The sequence below is a fragment of the Acidovorax benzenivorans genome (assembly GCF_028680575.1).
Classification (GTDB): domain Bacteria; phylum Pseudomonadota; class Gammaproteobacteria; order Burkholderiales; family Burkholderiaceae_C; genus Acidovorax; species Acidovorax benzenivorans.
Genome location: NZ_JAPCKI010000001.1, coordinates 341,850 through 359,869, shown reverse-complemented (window position 1 = coordinate 359,869; position 18,020 = coordinate 341,850). Strand labels below are relative to the sequence as shown.

The window sequence follows — 18,020 nt, the reverse complement described above, 5'->3', positions numbered from 1 at the left end:
TAGCGCAAGTGCAATGTGCGCCAACAGCTATATTTTTAATAGCAAACTACAACAACTCTGCCGGCCCAGGCCGCCCGAAGAGGTAGCCCTGGAACTGGCGGCAGCCGTTGCTCAGCAAGAAAGCGCGCTGCCCTTCGGTTTCCACGCCCTCGGCCACCACGTCCAGGCCCAGGCTGTGGGCCAGGGTGATGATGGTGCAGGCGATGGCGGCGTCGTTGGGGTCGGTGAGCACGTCGCGCACAAAACTCTGGTCGATCTTGAGCTGATCGAGCGGCAAGCGCTTGAGGTAGCTGAGCGATGAGTAGCCCGTGCCGAAGTCGTCGAGCGAGAAGCCCACACCCAGCGTGCGCAGGGCCTGCATCTTGAGGATGCTGTCCTCCACGTCGTGCAGCAGCAGGCTTTCGGTGAGTTCGAGCTTGAGCAGGCGCGGGTTGGCGGCCGAATCGCGCAGCGCTGCCAGCACCTGCTCCACAAAATCGGACTGGCGGAACTCCTGCGCACTGACGTTGACGGCCAGGGTCCAGGCGGCAGTCGCCGGGGCGGTGGCCCACCGGGCCAGCTGGCGGCAGGCCAGGGCCAGCACCTGGCGCCCCAGGGACAGGATGAGCCCCGTTTGCTCAGCCAGCGGGATGAAGTCGGCGGGCGAGACCATGCCGCGCTGCGGGTGCTGCCAACGCACCAGCGCCTCGGCACCCAGCGGGTGGCCTGTGGCGTCCACCACCGGCTGGTAGTGCAGCAAAAACTCGTTGCGCGCTATGCCTTGGCGGATATCGCCCTCCAGCGCTGAGCGAGCCGACGCTGCGGCCTGCATGGCGGGGTCGAAAAAGCACAAGGTGTTGCGCCCCTGCGCCTTGGCCTGGTACATGGCCAGGTCGGCGCGCTTGAGCAGCTCCTGCACGGGCAACTGCGCGTCCTGGAACAGCGCAATGCCGATGCTGGGGGTGCTGTGCATGTCGCAGCCGTCCACCACGTAGGGCTGGTTCAGCGCCGCCAGCACCTTTTGCGCCACGGCTTCGGCCTCGGCGACAGCTTCGACCTCCTGGCTGTGCAGGCCCTGCACCACAACCACAAACTCATCGCCGCCCAGCCGCGCCACGGTGTCGGTGGCCCGCACACTGGCCTCGATGCGCGCGGCCACCTGCACCAGCAGCCGGTCGCCCCACTCGTGGCCCATGGTGTCGTTGATGCCCTTGAAGTTGTCCAGGTCCAGAAACAGCAGGGCGCCGTGGCGGCCCTCGCGGTGGGTGGTGGTTACTGCGCGCTCCAGCCGGTCCATCAGCAGGCGCCGGTTGGGCAGGCCGGTGAGTTCGTCATAAAAAGCCAGGCGCTGGATCTCGGCTTCGGCCAGCTTGCGTTCGGTGATGTCGCGCGCCACGCCCCGGTAGCCAGTAAACCGCCCTTCTTCATCAAAGATGGGCTCGCCGCTGATCGACACCCACACGGGCTTGCCGTCCTGGGACAGGCGCTGCATCTCGAAGTCATGGAAAACCTGGTGCGCCTCCAGCTGGTCGCGGTGCACCCGCCACTGGCCTTCGGGCACAAAGGTGTCCGGCAGCTCCCAGCGGGTCAGGCCATAGTGCATCTCATCCGGCACGCCCTCCATGTGGTACGGGTTGCCGTCCAGCCGCACAAAACGGAACTGGTCGTCCTGCTCCCAGTACCAGTCGGACGACAGGTCTGTCAGGCTGCGCCAGCGCGCCTCGCTTTGGCGCAGGGCCTCCAGCGTGCTCAGGTAGTCGGTGACATCGGTGAACGTGCGCACGCGCCCGCCAGGCTCCAGCGCGCGGGTGCGCACCTCGATGTAGCGGCCCTGCCGGGTGCGCCGTACGTAGCTCTGCGGCATGGCCAGGCGGTCGCCATGGGCCGCGTATTCCGACGCCACGTAGTGGCGCGCCATGGGCTCGATGAGCTGGAACTCGGGGCCAAAGTCGCCCCGCTCGGTCTGAAAGCGCACCACCTCTTCCACCGGGGGCTGCGTGGCCAGCAAGGACTCGGGCAGGTCCAGCAGCTCCAGGTAGCGCTGGTTGTAGACACGGATGTGCCCCTCGGCATCCACGTTGGTGATGCCCTGGGAGATGTTGGCCAGCGTGCCCTCCAGCGCCCGGGTCTTTTCGGCCAGCAGGGCGCTGGTGCGGGCCAGTTCGGCCTCCACATGGCTGCGGGCCAGCTCGGCGCGACGGGCTGTCTCCAGTTGGCCAATGGTGCTCAGCAAGGGCTGCAGAAACTGCACATCGGCATTGGAATAGCCACCGCGGCGGTTGGCCAGCCCCACCATGGCCACCAGCTCGCCTCCTGCGTGGATGGGCAGCCCCAGGTAGGTGCGCAGCGTGGGGTGGCCGGGTGGCGTGCCCGCGCTGCGGGCGTCATGGTTGGCATCATTGGCGATCACCGGCTCGCCGGTCGCCAGGGCCGCGCCCACCAGCGAGTGCAGGTTGTCGAACACCATGCCATCTTCGGCGTGCTGGGCGTAGCGCTGGCGCGAGGCTTCGTCCCAACTGATGTCGGTCATCGCATGCACACGCAGATAGGGGTGGCCATCGTCGGCGCGCTGCACCTGGCCCACCAGGCCGAACGCGCTCTGGGTCAGGGTCATCAGCTCGCTGAGCAGCGCCTCGAACGCGGCACGGGGGCCCGAGCTGGCAATGAACATGCCCTGGGCCTGCGAGATGGCCTGCAGCAGCCGGTGCTGGCGCGCCAGCATGGCCTCGGCCGCACGGCGGGCGCGGGCGCTGGAGCTGCGGTCCAGCACCGCCTCGATCTGCGCGGGCAGGGTGAGCAGGTAGTCCAGCGCCGGGTCCTGCACGGCGAAATCGTCAAACCCATGGCGCATGGCCTGCGCAGCATGGGTTTCTGCCCCCATGCGCACGATGATGATGGCCGGAACCCCGTCAAGCAGCTGCAGCAGGTCGAACGCAGAGCCGTCCATGGTGCGCTGGGCGACCAGCACGATGTCGGGGCGGTTGCGCAGCAGGTGTTCGCGCGCCTGGGTAAGGGACTCCACCACGTCCACCCGCCAGCCCGACCAAGGGTCCGCCAGCGCCCCCGCCACGGCCTGTGCGTGGGGGTGATCACTTTCGATCAGCAGGACGGAGATGGGCATGGGCCGATCGTCGTGGAGGTTTGGGCGCCGCCCGCCGCAGGTAGCGCGCAGTTTGTAACGCCAGTGAAACACATTATGGCGTCTGGTACGGGCGCGCGCCCAACACGCGGGCTGTTTACACTCTCGCACTTTCCGAACCCAACGCCGCCTGCCCGACCCAGGCACCGGCCCTGTCCGGTCCTCCTCAGAGTCTTCATTCCCACACCCGCCCATGCAGCCCCTCAGCGTCAACGAGTACCTTCGCCAGCACATCCGCACCGTCCCCGACTGGCCGGCGCCGGGGGTGCAGTTCCGCGACATCACCCCCCTGTTGCAGGACCCCAAGGTGTTCCGCGTGCTGATTGATGCCTTTGTGCACCGCTACATGGACAAGGCGCTGCGCCCAGACGTGGTGGCGGGCCTGGATGCGCGGGGCTTCATCCTGGGGGCTGTGGTGGCCTACGAGCTGAACGTGGGCTTTGTGCCCATCCGCAAGAAGGGCAAGCTGCCCTTCACGACGGTGGAGGAAACCTATGAACTCGAATACGGCAGCGCTACCGTGGAGCTGCACACCGACGCTGTGAAGGCCGGTGACCGCGTGCTGCTGATCGACGACCTGATCGCCACCGGCGGCACCATGATGGCGGGCAAGAAGCTGCTGGAAAAACTAGGCGCCACGGTCACCGAGGGCGCCGCCATCGTGGACCTGCCCGAACTGGGCGGCTCACAGCGCCTGCGCGAATCGGGCCTGCAGCTGTATACGCTGGTGGACTTTGCGGGCCACTGACCCAAAAGGGTGAAGGCATGGGGGCTGCAATGCAGCCCCGCTCGGCATGCCCCGCACGGATCCTCAGAACAGGTTCTTAGTTGAGTTCGCCGTACTGGGTACTACTCAGGTCGGGGGCACGGCTATCGGCGCCGGGCATCTCGGTGTCCTCAAAGCCCGTGGGCTGGGGCTGAGACGGGGGCAGCAGCGGGCCAGAGCGCACGGGTACGCCCGGCCGGGCAGCGGCGGCCGTGGCCACCGATGCCCCTGCCGCATTGGCCAGCGCGCGCTTGAACGCGGCCACCTCGTCGGCCTCGATGGGTTCAAAGCGGGAAGAGGATGCAGGCCGCGCGGCGGCCAGCGGGGCAGGTGCGGACACCAGAGGCGCGGGGGCCGACACCGCGCCGAGCGGTCGGCGCGCAGCCAGCGGGGCCGGAGCAGTCGATGAAACCGGTGCAGCCGCAGCGGGGCGTGCTCCAGCCAAAGGGGCAGGCGATGGGGCCAGGGGTGCAGGGGCAGTGGCCGCTGCTGCTGGCGGGCGGCGCACCGCTGTGGACGCCGCTTGCAGCGGTAGCGCCGCCCCCTGGGGCGCCACGCCCTTTTGCGGAATGCCTACCGCCACATGGTCGTTGATGCGCCAGTACACGGCCGTCACTAGGATGTCGTAGCGGGTCTTGGCCGTCTGGGCGATGAGTGCTTCGATCTCGCTCAGGCGCACCGTCTCGCCGCCGTATTCCCGGGCCAGGTCCATCATCACCAGGAACTGGCGGCCACGCTGGTCGAGCGACAGCACCTTGAACTTGTAGCTGGCCGACAGCACACCGGCGCGCACCATGGCGTCGCGCACCACGGTGTAGAGCAACTCACGGCGCTCCATGCGCTCGTTCTTGCGGTTGGCGGCGTGCTCCGGCGGCAGGGGCTCCACCAGCGGCTTGCCCTGGCGCCCAGGTTGCAGGGGCACGGTGGCGTCGGCGTTGAGCAGACCGGAGGGCTCGGCCGCTGAGCGAGGCTTGGGTGGAGCGGGTTTGCGGCTGAACCAACTGAACAGGGACATGACTTGCTTTCTTCGGACGGTGCCTGGACAAAATCCAAATCGAGTGTAACGCGCCATCCCCCCGCAGAAGGCGGAAGAAGTCCGATGGAAACCCCCGACAGGAACCGCCTGTCAGGTGGCCGCAACGCGGCGGCGGCGGTTGCCCAGACGCTTGGCCAGCACAGCCCCTGCAGCCATGGCCAAACCCAAGGCAATGGCGGGCTGGCGGTTGGTCAGTTCGGTAAAGCGAATCGCCGTGAGGCTCCACAACTTGCAGGGCGCGCTGGCCTGCACGGTGGCACTGCGCGCACGGTGCGAGAAGAAGGCACCTTCACCCACCACCGACCCGGCGCCCACAATCGCCAGGCGCAGGCGCTCTTTTTCGTCTTGGTAGTGCACGCTCAGGCTACCGCTTTCGACCAGGTACAGGGTGCGGTCCGTGGCACCCTGGCTGAACAGCACCTGCCCGGCGGGCAACACCACCGGCAGCAGGTAGGACGACAGCACCTCCCACTGGGCGGCCGCCAGCGGGTTGGTCATGCTGTCGTCCGCCGTGGTCTGGGCAATGGCGTCGATCAGACCTTTGAGGTCCACCTTGGAGGCAACGGGCATGGGAACATTCATGGTCCGCCGAAAGTAACCCTGTTACAGGTCAGGCACAAGCGCTGTTTACGTCCGTTTACAAGATAGGGCGACCAACGGTCGCTATTTGCCGATGCAGAAGCTGGAGAAGATCACACCCAGCAGGTCGTCGGAAGTGAACTCGCCGGTGATGGCACTCAAGGCGTTCTGCGCCAGCCGCAACTCCTCGGCCAGAAGGTCCAGCGCCGGGCCCTGGGCCTGCAGCTGATCGGAGGCTTCCTGCAGGTGCGACGACACGGCCTGCAGCGCCTGTACATGCCGCGCCCGTGCAATGTAGATGCCCTCGGGCGCCGACTGCCAGCCCGCCACGTCCAGCAGCAGCCGTCGCAAGCCGTCCAGCCCCTGCCCGGTGCGGGCAGACAGGTGTACTGCAGGGCGCTCGGAGCTGGCGGTGGGGGCGACATCCACCGCGCAGTCCAGCTTGTTCCAGACATCAATGACGGGAATGTTCTTAGGCAGTTTTTGCCCCAAGGCGCTTTCGATATCTGCGTCGGCAGCTATATATTCAGGAGCAGACTGCCGCGACAGGTCGTGCAAGAACAGCACGGCGTCCGCCCCCGCAATCTCGTCCCAGGCGCGGGCGATGCCGATGCGCTCCACCTCGTCACTGCTGTCACGCAGGCCAGCGGTATCGATGATGTGCAGGGGCACGCCTTCGATCTGTATGGTCTGCTGCACCTTGTCGCGCGTGGTGCCCGCGATGGGCGTGACGATGGCCAGCTCGGCCCCTGCCAGCGCATTGAGCAGCGAGCTTTTGCCTGCATTGGGCTGCCCGGCGATGACCACCTTGATGCCCTCGCGCAGCAGCGCGCCTTGGCGCGCCCGTTGCATCACCGAGGCCAAGGTTTGCTGCAAACTTGATAGCTGGCCGCGCGCGTCTGCCTTGCGCAGGAAGTCGATTTCTTCTTCAGGGAAGTCCAACGTGGCCTCCACCAGCATGCGCAGGTGGATGAGCGCGTCGTGCAGGCTGTGGATTTCTGCGGAAAACGCGCCGGTCAGCGAGCGGCTGGCACTGCGGGCGGCCGCCTCGGTGCTGGCGTCGATCAGGTCGGCAATCGCCTCGGCCTGGGCCAGGTCAATTTTGTCGTTCAGGAAGGCACGTTCGGTGAACTCCCCTGGCTGGGCCACGCGCAAGCCGCGCAGGTGGGGCTGGCCGGTGGCGGGGTCGGTGGCGGCACCCGCCTCCAGGCAGCGTGCCAGCAGCAGCTGCAGCACCACGGGGCCACCATGGGCCTGCAGCTCCAGCACGTCTTCGCCGGTGTAGCTGTGCGGGCAAGGAAAGTACAGCGCCAGCCCCTGGTCAATGGCCTGGCCCTGCGCATCACGAAAGGGCAGGTAGGTGGCCTCGCGGGGCTTGAGGGTGCGCCCGCAAACCGCCTGCACCAGCGCATCCAACCCGCGCCCTGACACGCGCACGATGCCGACGGCCCCACGCCCCGGGGCGGTGGCAATGGCGACGATGGGGTCTTGGTGGCGGGCAAGCATGTGCGGCGATTTTGGGAAGAGAGCGCCAAAAATTGGCGCGGCCCAAGCGCGAGACACCGCGCAAGGGCCGCCCCGCCGCGCTGGTGTCGTCCCCCTTCCCGCGCGCAGCGCGAGAGAAAGGGGGAAGCGGCGCAGCCGCTCAGGGGGTTACTTAAATTTTGGCAGGTTGAATTGCGGTGGCACGCCCATTCGGGTGTTGATGATCCACTGCTGCGCAATCGACAGGATGTTGTTCGTCAGCCAGTACAGCACCAGGCCGGCTGGGAAGAAGAAGAACATCACGCTGAAGATCAGCGGCATGAACCACATCATCTTGGCCTGCATCGGGTCTGGTGGTGCGGGGTTCAGGGCGGTCTGCAGCAGCGAGCTGGCTGTCATCAGCAGGGGCAGAATGAAGAACGGGTCAGGCGCGGAGAGGTCGTGGATCCAGCCGATCCAGGGCGCGTTGCGCATCTCGACGCTGGACAGCAGCACCCAGTACAGCGCAATGAACACGGGGATCTGGATCATGATGGGGAAGCAGCCGCCCATGGGGTTGACCTTTTCCTCGCGGTAGATGCGCATCATCTCCTGCTGCATCTGCTGCGGCTTGTCCTTCAGGCGCTCGCGCATCTCCATGATCTTGGGGTTGATGGCCTTCATCTTGGCCATGCTGGCGTAGGCCTTGGCGTTGAGCCAGTAGAACGCGATCTTGAGCAGCAGCACCAGGGCCACGATGGACCAGCCCCAGTTGTTCAGGAGCTTGTGCAGGTTGTCGAGCAGCCAGTACAGCGGCTTGGACAGGATGGTCAGCCAGCCGTAGTCCTTGACCAGTTCCAGGCCGGGGTACAGCTTTTCCATCATGGTCTCGACCTGCGGGCCGGCGAACAGGCGCGCGTCGATGGTCTTGGTGGCGCCGGGCTCGATGGTGCCGAGCGAGGTCAGCATGCCCACTGAGTACAGGTTGGTGTCCACCTTGCGGGTGAAGGGCTCGCGTTGCACGCCGTCGGCCAGCAGCCAAGCGGTGGCGAAGTAGTGCTGCACCATGGCGACGTAGCCATTGGGCGAGTCCTTGGGGATGTCGATCTTGCCGTTGTCGATGTCCTTGAACTCAATCTTCTGGTACTTCTTGGCTTCGGTGAAAACCGCTGGGCCGGTGAAGGTGGAGTAGAACGACGACTCTCCGGGCGGCTTGTTGCCGTCACGCACCAGTTGCAGGTACAGCTGGGGCGACACGGCGGCGCTGCCGGTGTTGACGATGTCGTGCTTGACAGCAATGTCATAGGCGCCACGCTTGATGGTCCAGGTCTTGACCAGCTTCACGCCGCCCTGGTCGGGCGACTCGAAGCGGATGCTGAGCTCGTCCTGCCCGTCCTTGAGTTCGCGCGGGCCGGGCACGGCCGTCATCACGGTCTTGTGCGTGGGGAAAGTGCCGCCCACCAGGCCGGTCTGCGCCACGTAGACGCGCTGAGCGCTCTCGTCCAGCAGCAAGAAGTTGTGGGCCTTGTCGGCCATGTCGGCGTGCTTGAGCAGCTCGGCCTGCGTGAGTGAGCCGCCCTCACTGTCGAACACCAGACGGTACAGGTCGGTCTTGACCTCGATGCGCTCGCGCTTGGCGGGCGCTGCCGCTGCCGCGAGCTGACCGGGTACAGCTGCCGCGCCTTGCGCTGCAGCTGTGGCTGCAGGTGCGCTGGAGGCTGGCACACTGGCTGCTCCGGTCGCGCCAGAGGCCGCACCTGCTGCGGCAGCAGGAGCCGTCACTGCAGGGGTGGTCGGGAAAAAGGTGGCCTTGTTGCCGTTGTGCAGTTGCCACTTGTCCCACAGCAGAACCATGGAAAAGCCAAAAATCACCCACAGGATGGTGCGGCGAATGTCGTTCATGAAGACTTCTTTGGTGAGGATGGTGGGGTGGTGGAAGGGGTGAGCCGTGAGAAAAGCCGCATGCTGCGCGGCAGATCTTGTGGGACCGGATCGTGGCCCCCGTCACACCAGGGGTGGCAGCGTACCAGCCTGCGCACCGTGAGATAACTGCCGGCCGCAGCGCCGTGCTGCTCCAGCGCCTGCAGCGAATAGACCGAGCAGGTCGGCTCGAAACGGCAGGCCGAGCCCAGCCAGGGGCTGAGGAACAGCCGATAGCCCTTGACCACGCCAATCAGCAAACGCTGCATCATGGGGTGGCCACCGGTTCTGCCAACGGCGGCACAGGTGCAGCAACGTGAGCCGCTGCAGCGCCTGAATGCCGGGTTGCGTATCCGAACAGCTGCAGCAGCTCAGCACGCACCGCCTGCTTGAGCTGGTCGGACGTGGCGCTCACAAACTGCTTGCGATCAAACGCCGAGCGCAGGCGCACTACATGGGCCGCCTGCGGCAAACGCGCCTCAAACGTAGCGCCTACGGTATAGATCTGCCGCTTGATGGTGTTGCGCGTCACGGCGCGGCGCGCCCAGCGCTTGGGCACCATGGCACCCAGCCAGACGCCCGGAACGACAAACAGGGCCTGCGGCCCTTGCGTGTGCGGCAAGGAGCCGGGCCCTGTGGGAGCGACAGCAGCAGCTTGGACGGCAGCAGCGCTGCCATCGGCGTCCAACACCAAGCGGTGCAACGCAAAATGCGCCGTGCGGGAGACAGTGCCCCCCGCCATGGCAGCCTGAAACTGCGGCCGGGTTTTTAGCCTGTGCATGCGAGCGCCCCGTTTGGAACCTGGCGGTACAAACCGGGAACAGGCGGGGAGCAGGCCGTAGACCGTAACGGCCTTAGACGGCCAGGCGCTTGCGGCCCTTGGCGCGGCGTGCGTTGATAACGGCACGGCCGCCGCGGGTCTTCATGCGGACGAGGAAACCGTGGGTGCGCGCGCGGCGCGTCTTGGAGGGCTGGTAAGTACGTTTCATGGTGCTATTCCTTGAGGTTCAGTTCCGGACTGCTGCTCTTGAACCCCCTGCAATCTGCACACCCACGCTGTATATGAAACACCGCCTGGAGGCAGACCCACGGGGCAGAAATAACGGCGCGCCGGGTCAAATCACCCTGAACACATTCAGGGAAACCCAAAATTATCGCAGGCTTGTGGCTGGCTGGCAATGCCTTTCGGCGGGCAGGCCTTTATCAGCGAACCTCCGAAAGGCCGCGACAGCGTCGCCGGAAGAGGTCCAGACAAGGGGCGCACCCCGCATGACACCCCCGGAATCCCCCAGATGACAGCCGCCCTCAAATTGTGGATAACTCCTTGACAAGCTACAATCCGCCGCCCAGCCCCGTTCCTCCTATCCACAATAAGAATCCCCCTGAAATGATCGAGGAACCCACCCGCAGCTCCCCCAATTCGCCCGGCGCAGATGCCGGTCAGGGCCTGTGGCAAGCCTGCGTTGAGCAACTGGCGCAAGACCTGCCAGAACAACAATTCAACACCTGGATCAAGCCCCTGATTGCCCAAGTGGCCGAAGACTTCTCCAAAGTCACGCTGCTCGTGGGCAACCGCTTCAAGCTCGACTGGATCCGTGCCCAATATGCGGGCCGCATTGCCGCGCTGCTCGAAGGCCTGTACGGCCAGCCCGTCACACTGGAGTTAGCGCTCGCTCAGCGAGAATCTGTTGCCCGTACTTATGTACGCCCGGCATCGCAAGAGCCCACCAACGCTGCGGCACCGGCCGAACCCCAGTCCAGCAACAACGATGAAGCCACGGCGGGCGCGTTCCGCAACCGTCTCAATGCCGCCCTCACTTTCGAGACCCTGGTGGAGGGCACGGCCAACCGCATGGCGCGCTCGGCGGCCATGCACGTGGCTGGCATGCCCGGTCACCTGTACAACCCGTTGTTCATCTACGGCGGCGTGGGCCTGGGCAAGACCCACTTGGTGCACGCTGTGGGCAACCGCCTGCTGCAGGACAAGCCCGACGCCAAAGTTCTCTACATCCATGCAGAGCAGTTTGTGTCGGATGTGGTTAAGGCCTACCAGCGCCGCACGTTCGACGAGTTCAAGGAACGCTACCACTCGCTCGACCTGCTGCTGATCGACGACGTGCAGTTCTTCGCCAACAAGGACCGCACACAAGAAGAATTTTTTAACGCATTCGAGGCGCTGCTGGCCAAGAAGTCGCACATCGTGATGACGTCGGACACCTACCCCAAGGGTCTGGCCAACATCCACGAGCGGCTGGTGTCGCGTTTTGACTCGGGCCTGACGGTCGCCATCGAGCCGCCCGAGCTGGAAATGCGCGTGGCCATCCTGATCAACAAGGCCCGCGTTGAAGGCACCGAGATGCCCGAGGAAGTCGCCTTCTTCGTGGCCAAGAACGTGCGCTCCAACGTGCGCGAACTCGAAGGCGCGCTGCGCAAGATCCTGGCGTACTCACGTTTCAACCAGAAGGAAATTTCTATCCAGCTCGCCCGCGAGGCGCTGCGCGACCTGCTGTCCATCCAGAACCGGCAGATTTCTGTGGAAAACATCCAGAAGACGGTGGCTGACTATTACAAGATCAAGGTCGCCGACATGTACAGCAAGAAGCGCCCGGCCAGCATTGCCCGCCCGCGCCAGATTGCGATGTACCTGGCCAAGGAGCTGACGCAAAAGAGTCTTCCCGAAATTGGAGAATTGTTTGGCGGACGCGATCACACCACGGTGTTGCACGCCGTGCGCAAGATTGCGGGAGAGCGCCAGCAGCTGACCGAGCTGAACCAGCAGTTGCACGTGTTGGAGCAGACCCTGAAGGGCTGACGGCGCGTGGGGAAAGACACCGAGCGGGAACCGCCCGGTAAACGGGCAAAATGGCGGGTTAGGCAGCGGGGGGAGGCACAACCTGCGCAGCTGTCCAAGCACCGTCCCAAAAACCACAAGAGGTTGATGACATGATCGTCCTGAAGGCAACACAAGACAAGGTTCTCGCGGTTCTGCAGTCCGTGGCTGGCATCGTGGAGCGCCGCCACACACTGCCCATCCTGGCCAACGTGCTGATCCGCAAGACGGGCAACGCCCTGCAGCTGACGACCAGCGACCTCGAAATCCAGATCCGCACCACCGCCGAACTCGGTGGCGACACGGGCGACTTCACCACCACCGTGGGCGCGCGCAAGCTCATCGACATCCTGAAGACCATGCCCGGCGACCAGACCGTGAGCCTGGAATCGGCCCAGTCCAAGCTGATCTTGAAGGGCGGCAAGAGCCGCTTCACGCTGCAAAGCCTGCCCGCTGAGGACTTCCCGCTGGTGCAAGAATCGGCCGCCTTCGGCCCCGTGTTCGCCGTGCCACAAAAAACGCTGAAAGACCTGCTGGGTCAGGTGTCGTTTGCGATGGCCGTGCAGGACATCCGCTATTACCTCAACGGCATCCTGTTCGTCGCCGAAGGCAAGCAGCTGAGCTTGGTCGCCACCGACGGCCACCGCCTGGCGTTTGCCAGCGCCACGCTGGACGTCGAAGTGCCCAAGCAGGAAGTCATCCTGCCGCGCAAGACCGTGATTGAGCTGCAGCGTCTGCTGTCTGATGCGGGCGGCGAGAACCAGCCGCATATCGAGATGCAGTTTGCGAACAACCAGGCCAAGTTCACCTTTGGCGGCATGGAGTTCGTCACCAAGCTGGTCGAGGGCAAGTTCCCCGACTACAACCGCGTGATCCCCAAGAACCACAAGAACAGCATCACCCTGGGCCGCGCCCCACTGCTGGCCAGCCTGCAGCGCACGGCCATCATGACCAGCGACAAGTTCAAGGGCGTGCGCCTGAACCTGGAGCCCGGCACCTTGCGCGTGGCGTCCAACAACGCCGAGCAGGAAGAAGCCGTGGACGAGCTCGACATCGACTACGGTGGCGACACCATCGAGATCGGCTTCAACGTGACCTACCTCATCGACGCCCTGGCCAACATGGGCCAGGACATGGTGAAGGTGGAGCTCTCGGACGGCAACAGCTCTGCGCTGCTGACCATCCCCGAGAACGAGAGTTTCAAGTACGTGGTGATGCCCATGCGCATTTGAGGTGGCGTGGCACAAGCCACGTCCCACTGTCGCATCGCCCACCGCGAACGCTACTATATTGATAGCTGTTAGCGCATATCCAATATGCGCCTGCAGCCAATTTGACCATTGAACACATTGGAAACCCCGGTTTCCACGGATCCCAAGGCCCACCATGACCGTTGACAACAACATTCCCTCCGAGCCCGATTCCTCCGGCGTCTCCGGCCATGTGGAGCCCATCGTCAACAAGATCGACACGAACCAGGCGGGTGCCAGTGAAAGCTACGGCGAAGGCGCCATCACCATCCTCGAAGGCCTGGAGGCCGTGCGCAAGCGCCCCGGCATGTACATCGGTGACACCAGCGACGGCACCGGCCTGCACCATCTGGTGTTCGAGGTGGTCGACAACTCCATCGACGAAGCCCTGGCCGGCCACTGCGACGACATCGTCGTCACCATCCACACCGACAACTCCATCAGCGTGACCGACAACGGCCGCGGCATCCCCACCGGCGTGAAGATGGACGACAAGCACGAGCCCAAGCGCAGTGCGGCAGAAATTGCCTTGACCGAGCTGCACGCAGGCGGCAAGTTCAACCAGAACAGCTACAAGGTCTCCGGCGGCCTGCACGGCGTGGGCGTGAGCTGCGTGAACGCACTGTCCAAATGGCTGCGCCTGACCGTGCGCCGCGAAGGCAAGGTGCATCAGATCGAATTTGCACGCGGCTTTGTGCAAGACCGCCTGCTCGACACCGTGGACGGCTTTGAAGTCAGCCCCATGAAGGTGACCGGCGAGACCGAAAAGCGCGGCACCGAGGTGCACTTCTTGCCCGACACCGAGATCTTCAAAGAGAACTACGACTTCCACTACGAAATCCTAGCCAAGCGCCTGCGCGAACTCTCGTTCCTGAACAACGGCGTGCGCATTCGCCTCAAAGACGAGCGCAGCGGCAAGGAAGACGACTTCTCGGGTGCTGGCGGCGTGCGCGGCTTCGTGGAGTTCATCAACAAGGGCAAGACGGTGTTGCATCCCAACTCCTTCTATGCCGCAGGCGAGCGTCCAGCCGAAACGTACGGCGGCATCCCCGGCACCCACATTGGCGTGGAAGTGGCCATGCAGTGGAACAGCGCGTACAGCGAGCAGGTGCTGTGCTTTACCAACAACATCCCCCAGCGTGACGGCGGCACCCACCTCACCGGCCTGCGCGCCGCGATGACCCGCGTCATCAACAAGTACATCGAAGAAAACGAGTTCGCCAAGAAGGCCAAGGTCGAAGTGACCGGCGACGACATGCGCGAAGGGCTGTGCTGCGTCTTGAGCGTGAAGGTGCCCGAGCCCAAGTTCAGCAGCCAGACTAAAGACAAGCTCGTGTCCAGCGAAGTGCGCGCCCCGGTGGAAGACATCGTGGGCAAGCTGCTCACCGACTACCTGCAAGAGCGCCCAGCCGACGCCAAGATCATCTGCGGCAAGATCGTGGAAGCCGCCCGCGCCCGCGAAGCCGCCCGCAAGGCCCGCGAAATGACCCGCCGCAAGGGCGTGCTCGACGGCATGGGGCTGCCCGGCAAGCTGGCCGACTGCCAGGAAAAAGACCCGGCGATGTGCGAGATCTACATCGTCGAGGGTGACTCCGCCGGTGGCTCTGCCAAGCAAGGCCGCGACCGCAAGTTCCAGGCCATCTTGCCTCTGCGCGGCAAGATCCTGAACGTGGAAAAAGCCCGCTACGAAAAGCTGCTGACCAGCAACGAAATCCTCACGCTGATCACGGCCCTGGGCACCGGCATCGGCAAGGCGGGTGGCACTACCGGGGGCGACGACTTTGATGTGGCCAAGCTGCGCTACCACCGCATCATCATCATGACTGACGCTGACGTGGACGGCGCCCACATCCGCACCCTGCTGCTCACCTTCTTCTACCGCCAGATGCCCGAACTGGTCGAGCGCGGCCACATCTACATTGCGCAGCCACCGCTGTACAAGGTCAAGGCGGGCAAGGAAGAGCTGTACCTGAAGGACGCGCCCGCGCTCGACGGCTTCTTGCTGCGCATCGCGCTGAACCACGCCAGCGTGACCACCGGCGGCGCCAACCCACAAACCCTGACCGGCGACACCCTGGCCGAGCTGGCGCGCAAGCACCAGATCGCTGAAAGCGTCATCGCCCGCCTGGGCAACTTCATGGACCAGGAGGCCCTGCGCGCGATCGCCGACGGTGTGAGCCTCAAGCTCGACACCGTGGCCGACGCCGAAGTCAGCGCCGTCGCCCTGCAAGCCAAGCTGCGCGAGTTGAACACCACCGGCGCCCCCGCCGAAGTGGCCGGTGAATTTGACGCCCGCACCGACAAGCCCCTGCTGCGCATCAGCCGCCGCCACCACGGCAATATCAAGAGCAGCGTCATCACGCAAGACTTCGTGCACGGCGCCGATTACGCCGCCCTGGCCGAAGCCGCCGAAACCTTCCGTGGCCTGCTGGGCGAGGGCGCCAAGGCCCTGCGCGGCGAAGGCGACAAGCAGAAGGAAGAAAAGGTCGGCGACTTCCGCCAGGCCATGAAGTGGCTGATCACCGAAGCCGAACGCACCACCAGCCGCCAGCGCTACAAGGGCCTGGGCGAGATGAACCCCGAGCAGCTGTGGGAAACGACGATGGACCCCAACGTGCGCCGCCTGCTGCGCGTGCAGATCGACGATGCGATCGAGGCGGACCGAGTGTTCACGATGCTGATGGGCGACGAGGTGGAGCCGCGCAGGGATTTCATTGAGACGAATGCGCTGCGGGCGGGGAATATTGACGTTTGATACATTGCGCCGTGGCATCGCAAGAAAACGCTCCCAAGGGAGCGTTTTCTTTTGACATTCCCGGAACACCGTGGATGAAGCCGACGTCCCCTTGAGTACAGCCATTGCACGCTGAAACAATCCCACCCCCATGCGCTCCCCCATCGCCATCGTTGACGTAGACCGCCTCGACACCTGGACCCGCTACCGCGCAGGCCTGTGCGACACCTGCGCGGCCAACTGCTGCACGATGCCGCTGGAGGTGCAGCTATCGGACCTGGTGCGACTTGAACTGGTGGACCCGTTCGAGGCCGAGCATGAGGAAATCCGCCACATTGCCAAGCGGCTGCAGAAGGCGCGGCTGATCGACCACTTCAACCACAAGAACGCTATCTTCACGATGGCGCGGCGGGCGAGTGGGGACTGCAATTTCCTCGACCCCAAGACGCGGCTGTGCACGGTGTATGAGAAGCGGCCCGAGACCTGCCGCCTGCACCCGCAGAAGAAGAGCCCCAAGCCGGGCTACTGCGCCTATGGAGCGCGGGACCTGCAGCGGCGGGGCTGACTAGACAAGCGCTGAGGGGCCTCACGCCTCTCACCTGCGCAAGCCCGCCGCCTTCTGAAACTGCCCCCCCGCGCGCTCACGCCATGTCGCGCAGCTCGCGGCGCAGTATCTTGCCGACGCTGGACTTGGGCAGGGCCTCCACAAACACGATCTGCCGGGGCACTTTGTAGGGGGTGAGCGCCGTGCGGCAATGGGCGGCAATGCTGTCTGCATCCACCGGCGGCGCAGTACCCGCCGCGCGCACCACGTACAACCGCAGCGCCTCACCCGTCTTGTCGTCGGGCACGCCGATGCAGGCGCACTCCAGCACGCCGGGGCAGGCGGTGGCCACGGCCTCGATCTCGTTGGGGAAAACGTTGAAGCCCGAGACGATGACCATGTCCTTTTTGCGGTCCACGATCTTGAGAAAGCCGCGCTCGTCCAGCTGACCGATGTCACCAGTGCGAAAGTAGCCGTCGGGGGTGAAGGCTGCCGCGTTGGCCTCGGGCTGCTGCCAGTAGCCGCTCATGACCTGGGGGCCCTTCACGCAGACCTCGCCGGGCTGGCCCAGGGGCGCAGGTTGGCCCTGGTCGTCCAGCAACTCCACTTCGGTGGAGGGCAGTGGCAGGCCGGTGCTGCCGCTGAACGTGGTGACCGATGAGGGATTGAGCGCCACCAAAGGGCTGGTTTCGCTCAGGCCGTAGCCTTCGCGGATGAACTGGCCGGTGATGGCCTGCCAGCGGGCCGATACCGAGGGCAGAATGGCAGCGCCACCGCCCCCCGCCAGCCGCAGGTTGGAGAAATCTACCCCCCGCGTGCCGGGGTGCGCTGCCAGCCCGGCATACAAGGTGTTGACGCCCATGAACACGCTGGGGCGCGCGGTTTTCAGCACCTCGATCAACGACTCCAGATCGCGCGGGTTCGGTACCAGCCAGTTGTGTGCGCCCACCGAGAAGTAGGTGATCAGGTTCACCATGAGCGCGAAGATGTGATACAGCGGAATGGCCGTGACGATGACCTCCTGCGCGGGGCGAAGGGCATCGGGGATGAAGGCCTTGAACTGCTCTATGTTGGCCACCAGGTTGCGGTGCGTCAGCATGGCGCCTTTGGACAGGCCAGTGGTGCCCCCGGTGTATTGCAGAAGCAGCAGGTCGCCACCCTCCAGTACGGGCGGCGCAAAAGGCAGGGTGGCGCCTTCCGCCAGGGCCCGCTCAAGCGAGGTGGTGGTGTGCAGGCCCGCATCGACCGGCGGACCCGGCAAGTCGGCCGCTGCGCCGTCGCCAGGCGCCACGGTGATGATGCTGTGCAGTTCCACCCGGTCCTGGATGGCGGCCAGGGTGGCGGTGGATCCGGCATAGATCACCATCACCCGGGCGCCTGCGTCATGGAGCTGGTGCTCCAGCTCACGCGGGGTGTACAGCGGGTTCACGTTGACCTGCACGCAGCCCGCGCGCGCGATGCCCAGCAGCACGATCGGGAAGGCGATCAAGTTGGGGCACATCACGGCGATGCGGTCGCCCTTGCGCACGCGCAGCACGTTCTGCAGGTAGGCGGCAAAGGCACGAGATTGCTGGTCCACCTCAGCATAGGTCAGCGTCTGGCCCAGGCACGTGAATGCGGGCCGGTGTGCATGGCGCTGCATGGCGGCACACAGCAGGTGCACGACGCTGGGGTGGCTGTCAGGGTCAATGTGGGCGGGGATGGCGCCGTAGCTGGCCAGCCAGGGTTGGAGGGACATGGTGCAATGGTCCTAGAGGGGTGAAACGGGAATCTGCGGCC

General features: G+C 65.0%; 14 protein-coding genes. 5 read left to right on the top strand and 9 right to left on the bottom strand.

Annotation, left to right across the window (positions count from 1 at the left end):
* Positions 1 to 46: 46 nt before the first annotated feature.
* Positions 47 to 3,100 (bottom strand): EAL domain-containing protein, encoded by a 3,054-nt coding sequence (locus tag OIN59_RS01690; protein ID WP_274106499.1) that lies wholly within the window; start codon positions 3,098 to 3,100, stop codon positions 47 to 49.
* A gap of 211 nt (positions 3,101 to 3,311) precedes the next feature.
* Here OIN59_RS01690 and OIN59_RS01685 point away from each other — a divergent pair, with 211 nt between their 5' ends.
* Positions 3,312 to 3,866, top strand: a complete 555-nt coding sequence (locus OIN59_RS01685; protein WP_274106498.1) for an adenine phosphoribosyltransferase — start codon at positions 3,312 to 3,314, stop codon at positions 3,864 to 3,866.
* A 76-nt stretch (positions 3,867 to 3,942) separates the two neighbouring features.
* On the opposite strand, the gene OIN59_RS01680 is transcribed toward OIN59_RS01685, so the two are convergent.
* The 7 genes from OIN59_RS01680 to rpmH form a co-directional block, all read right to left on the bottom strand.
* Positions 3,943 to 4,899 carry a hypothetical protein gene (locus OIN59_RS01680; protein ID WP_274106496.1) on the bottom strand — a complete coding sequence of 319 codons (957 nt, stop codon included), beginning with the start codon at positions 4,897 to 4,899 and terminating at the stop codon, positions 3,943 to 3,945.
* Between the two features lie 111 nt (positions 4,900 to 5,010).
* Complete coding sequence (locus OIN59_RS01675) at positions 5,011 to 5,502, bottom strand: Crp/Fnr family transcriptional regulator (RefSeq protein WP_274106494.1); 492 nt, start codon at positions 5,500 to 5,502, stop codon at positions 5,011 to 5,013.
* Between the two features lie 81 nt (positions 5,503 to 5,583).
* Positions 5,584 to 7,005: a tRNA uridine-5-carboxymethylaminomethyl(34) synthesis GTPase MnmE gene (mnmE, locus tag OIN59_RS01670; RefSeq protein ID WP_274106492.1), complete on the bottom strand. Its 1,422-nt coding sequence runs from the start codon at positions 7,003 to 7,005 to the stop codon at positions 5,584 to 5,586.
* 147 nt (positions 7,006 to 7,152) lie between these two features.
* Complete coding sequence (yidC, locus tag OIN59_RS01665) at positions 7,153 to 8,865, bottom strand: membrane protein insertase YidC (protein ID WP_274106490.1); 1,713 nt, start codon at positions 8,863 to 8,865, stop codon at positions 7,153 to 7,155.
* Complete coding sequence (gene yidD, locus OIN59_RS01660; protein WP_274106488.1) at positions 8,862 to 9,155, bottom strand: membrane protein insertion efficiency factor YidD; 294 nt, start codon at positions 9,153 to 9,155, stop codon at positions 8,862 to 8,864. The genes yidC and yidD overlap by 4 nt, the downstream gene beginning before the upstream one ends.
* The gene (locus tag OIN59_RS01655; protein ID WP_274106486.1) at positions 9,152 to 9,664 is read right to left on the bottom strand and encodes a ribonuclease P protein component; all 513 of its coding nucleotides are present in this window, start codon (positions 9,662 to 9,664) and stop codon (positions 9,152 to 9,154) included. Before OIN59_RS01655 ends, yidD begins: the two co-directional genes overlap by 4 nt.
* A gap of 73 nt (positions 9,665 to 9,737) precedes the next feature.
* Positions 9,738 to 9,872 carry a 50S ribosomal protein L34 gene (rpmH, locus tag OIN59_RS01650; protein ID WP_005798102.1) on the bottom strand — a complete coding sequence of 45 codons (135 nt, stop codon included), beginning with the start codon at positions 9,870 to 9,872 and terminating at the stop codon, positions 9,738 to 9,740.
* 398 nt (positions 9,873 to 10,270) lie between these two features.
* Here rpmH and dnaA point away from each other — a divergent pair, with 398 nt between their 5' ends.
* The 4 genes from dnaA to OIN59_RS01630 all read left to right on the top strand — a co-directional run bounded on the left by dnaA (position 10,271) and on the right by OIN59_RS01630 (position 16,262).
* Positions 10,271 to 11,695, top strand: coding sequence for a chromosomal replication initiator protein DnaA (gene dnaA, locus OIN59_RS01645; protein WP_274106483.1), 1,425 nt, complete (start codon positions 10,271 to 10,273; stop codon positions 11,693 to 11,695).
* Between the two features lie 131 nt (positions 11,696 to 11,826).
* Positions 11,827 to 12,945 (top strand): DNA polymerase III subunit beta, encoded by a 1,119-nt coding sequence (gene dnaN / locus OIN59_RS01640; RefSeq protein WP_274106481.1) that lies wholly within the window; start codon positions 11,827 to 11,829, stop codon positions 12,943 to 12,945.
* Positions 12,946 to 13,099: 154 nt separating this feature from the next.
* Positions 13,100 to 15,718, top strand: a complete 2,619-nt coding sequence (gene gyrB, locus OIN59_RS01635) for a DNA topoisomerase (ATP-hydrolyzing) subunit B (protein ID WP_274106479.1) — start codon at positions 13,100 to 13,102, stop codon at positions 15,716 to 15,718.
* Between the two features lie 130 nt (positions 15,719 to 15,848).
* Positions 15,849 to 16,262 carry a YkgJ family cysteine cluster protein gene (locus OIN59_RS01630; RefSeq protein WP_274106477.1) on the top strand — a complete coding sequence of 138 codons (414 nt, stop codon included), beginning with the start codon at positions 15,849 to 15,851 and terminating at the stop codon, positions 16,260 to 16,262.
* A 76-nt stretch (positions 16,263 to 16,338) separates the two neighbouring features.
* Here the strand turns inward: OIN59_RS01630 and OIN59_RS01625 are convergent, their stop codons facing one another.
* On the bottom strand, positions 16,339 to 17,979 hold the full coding sequence (locus tag OIN59_RS01625; protein ID WP_274106475.1) for an AMP-binding protein: 1,641 nt from the start codon (positions 17,977 to 17,979) through the stop codon (positions 16,339 to 16,341).
* Between the last annotated feature and the right edge of the window lie 41 nt (positions 17,980 to 18,020).